Genomic DNA, 3,263 nt, shown 5'->3' on the forward strand with positions numbered 1-3,263 from the left:
GCCCGTTCCGGCCGCTCCGCGGCGGCCGTCAGCGCCGCCGCCGCGCCCGTACTGGCGCCGAACAGCCCCACCGGCAGCGCCGAGGTGGCCGGATGGCCGCCGAGCCAGTTCACCGCGGCCACCAGCCGGCGGCCCAGCAGCGGGATGTCGAAGCGCAGTTCGGCGGTGATGGCGTCCACCCGCTCCTCGGCGTCGGTGAGCAGATCGAAGAGCAGGGTGGCCAGGTCGGCGTCCTGTAGCACCCGGGCCACCGCGCGATTGCGCGGGCTGTGCCGGGAGCTGCCGCTGCCGTGGGCGAACGCGACGACGCCGATGGGCTGGTCGGGAAGGGCCAGATCGCCCACGAGCATGGCGTCGTCCGCGGCGATACGGGCGGTCTCGGAGCGCATCGGCCACCTCCTGCCGGGGGTTGCGGGGCTGGGCTTGCGGCTAGGCGTAGGCCATGAGCCCTTGCCGCAGCTCGCTGTAGAGCCGGGAGAGCCTGCGGGATATGTGCATCTGCGAGAAGCCCAGGATCTCGCCGATCTGGCTCTGCGAAAGCCCGGCGAAGAACCGCAGATACAGCACGTAGCGGTCCTGCTCCGACAGTTCGGCGATCAGCACCCGCAGCGCCTCGCGGTTGACGACGCGTTCGATCGCGGCGTCGTCCGCGCCCACCGTCTCGGCGAGCAGCCGCTCCTCGGCGCCCTGGACCGCGGCGTTGAGGGACAGCGGAGTGCAGGAGGCGCTGGCCTCCAGACCCGCCTTCACATCCTCCTGGGGCATGCCGGTGCGCAGGCAGATCTCATGGATGGTGGGGGTGCGCCCGCCGAGCTCCTGCTCCAGCGCGTCGCGCGCGGAGCGGGTACGGGAGCGGACCTCCTGGATGTTGCGGGGGATGTGCAGCGTCCACAGATAGTCGCGGAAGTGGCGCTTGAGCTCACCGGTGATGACGGGGATCGCATACGAGGGGAAGGCATGCCCGAGGTCGGGGTTGTAGCGGTCGACGGCTTTCACCAGGGCCAGCGAGGCGACCTGGGTGAGGTCCTCCATGTTCTCGCCCTTGTTGCGGAAGCGCAGCGCCAGGCGTTTGGCGACGGGCAGCCAGGCGCAGATGATCGCCTCGCGCAGCGCGTCGCGCTCAGGTCCGGACGGGAGCCGGGACAGACGCAGGAAGGCACCGCCGGTGTCGGGAGTGTCGTCATGGCGTCGTGGGCGAGTCGCGGTTGCTGACATGGTCACTCGCCTCCGTGTTCCGATGTCACGGCGGTTCGCCACCAGATTCGCATGCGCCCCAACGCCTCGCAATTCGACCAAATTGGTGATGGTGTGTACGCCTTTGGGTGGTATGCGCGTTTCATCTGGTTCATTCCGGTGGTGGCGGGGTAGGGCCAGGGGATGAACACACGCCTTCGTCTCGCCCAGCAACCCGAGGCGGACGCCCTGCTCGAGCGCGACCCACTGGCCCTGATGGTCGGGATGCTGCTCGATCAGCAGGTGCCCATGGAGTGGGCGTTCTCCGGTCCGTACACCATCGCGGGGCGTCTGGGCAGGGACCGGCTGGACGCCCAGGAGATCGCCGCCCACGACCCCGAGCGGTTCGCCGCGCTGCTGTCGGAGAAGCCCGCCGTGCATCGCTACCCGGGCTCGATGGCCGGGCGCATCCAGCGGTTGTGCGGATATCTGGCCGAGCACTACGACGGCGATCCGACCGCCATGTGGCGCGATGCCTCCTCCGGCGAGGAACTGCTCCGGCGGCTGAACGAACTGCCCGGTTTCGGCAAGCAGAAGGCGCAGATCTTCCTCGCGCTGCTGGGCAAGCGGCTCGGGGTGCGGCCCAAGGGCTGGCGCGAGGCCGCCGGGGCCTACGGCGAGGAGGGCGCGTATCGCTCGGTGGCCGACATCACCGGGCCCGAGTCGCTGGACAAGGTCCGCGCCCATAAGCAGGAGCTCAAGCGGCAGGCCAAGCAGGCCAAGGGCGGCGCGGGCTGAGCTGGGCTTCTCGTGTTCAGGCGGTGCCCAGCGCGTCCCGCAGGGTGTCCACGGCCATGGTGAGCGCGGCCCGTGCCGCCCGTGTGTCGCGCAGCGCGTCGAGCATCAGGAAGTCATGGATGATCCCCTGCATCCGCAGGGCGGTGACCGGCACCCCGGCCTCCCGCAGCTTGGCCGCGTACGCCTCGCCCTCGTCGCGCAGCACATCCGCCTCGCCGGTGATGACGAGGGCGGGCGGCAGCCCGGTGAGCTGGTCGGGGGTGGCGCGCAGCGGGGATGCGGTGATCTCGGAGCGGTGCGCCGGGTCGGTCGTGTACTGGTCCCAGAACCACTTCATCGCCTCACGGGTGAGGAAGTAGCCCTCGGCGAACTCCTCGTAGGAGCCGGTGTCGAAGGCGGCGTTGGTCACCGGGTAGAAGAGCACCTGCCGCACCAGCGACAGATCGCCGCGCTCCTTGGCGAGCAGGGTGAGGGCGATGGCCATGTTGCCGCCCACCGAGTCCCCGGCCACCGCGATCCGGGAGGCGTCGAGCCCGGCCCCCTCGCCATGGGCCACGATCCACTGGCCCACGGCGTAGCTCTGCTCCAGCGCCACCGGGTAGTGGGTCTCGGGGGAGAGGTCGTACTCGGGGAAGACGACCGCGGCGCCCACTCGGACCGCCAGCTCCCGGACCAGCCGGTCATGGGTGTGGGCGTTGCCGAACACCCAGCCCGCGCCATGGATGTAGAGAATCACCGGAAGGGTGCCGACGGCCTTCGGAGGGCGGACGATCCGCGCCTTGACGCCGCCCGCCGGGATACCGCCGACGCTGATCCACTCCTCGTCCACCTCCGGTTTGGGCACCTCGCCGGACTGCACCTCGTCGAGCGTGCGACGGCCCTCCGCGGGCGTCATCTGGTACGGATACGGCGGATTGGCGGTGGCCTCGGCGAACGCCGCGGCGGCGGGTTCGAGGACGGGGCGGGCCGGAGCGGTGATGGACATCTGCTTCTCCTTTTCCGGTCCGATTCCGTCCGACGATCTCACCCCGGCCGCCGCGGCACCCACCGCTGTTACGCCATCCGGGCTTCCGTCGGGCCCGGGTGGCGTAAGCGACGGCCTCACCTGATCGGGCCCGGGGCCGGTGATGGCTCGGGAACCGGGTCGGGGCCCGGCGGCTTGGGCACCGGATCGGGGGCCGGGCCCGGTGTCGGGCCGGGGGTGGGGTTCGGCGGCGGCTCGGGCGGAGGGGTGGGAATCGGGTCGGGCGGCGGCCCCGGGGGCGGTCCGGGCACGGGGCCCGGTGCGGGAC

4 protein-coding genes are annotated in these 3,263 nt (G+C 71.3%); 1 reads left to right on the forward strand and 3 read right to left on the reverse strand.

All coding sequences use genetic code 11. The features are described 5' to 3' along the window. On the reverse strand, window positions 1-389 hold a 389-nt coding region (locus KN815_RS47945; RefSeq protein WP_372458659.1), incomplete at its 3' end, for a dienelactone hydrolase family protein. 40 nt (window positions 390-429) lie between these two features. Further along, window positions 430-1,215, reverse strand: coding sequence for a sigma-70 family RNA polymerase sigma factor (locus KN815_RS47950; protein WP_216348043.1), 786 nt, complete (start codon window positions 1,213-1,215; stop codon window positions 430-432). Between the two features lie 162 nt (window positions 1,216-1,377). Here KN815_RS47950 and KN815_RS47955 point away from each other — a divergent pair, with 162 nt between their 5' ends. After that, window positions 1,378-1,971: an HhH-GPD-type base excision DNA repair protein gene (locus KN815_RS47955; protein ID WP_216348044.1), complete on the forward strand. Its 594-nt coding sequence runs from the start codon at window positions 1,378-1,380 to the stop codon at window positions 1,969-1,971. A 16-nt stretch (window positions 1,972-1,987) separates the two neighbouring features. Here the strand turns inward: KN815_RS47955 and KN815_RS47960 are convergent, their stop codons facing one another. Next, window positions 1,988-2,956, reverse strand: a complete 969-nt coding sequence (locus KN815_RS47960; protein WP_216348045.1) for an alpha/beta hydrolase — start codon at window positions 2,954-2,956, stop codon at window positions 1,988-1,990. Between the last annotated feature and the right edge of the window lie 307 nt (window positions 2,957-3,263).

Origin of the sequence: Streptomyces niphimycinicus (assembly GCF_018883605.1) — a bacterium.
GTDB classification, from domain to species: Bacteria; Actinomycetota; Actinomycetes; order Streptomycetales; family Streptomycetaceae; genus Streptomyces; species Streptomyces niphimycinicus.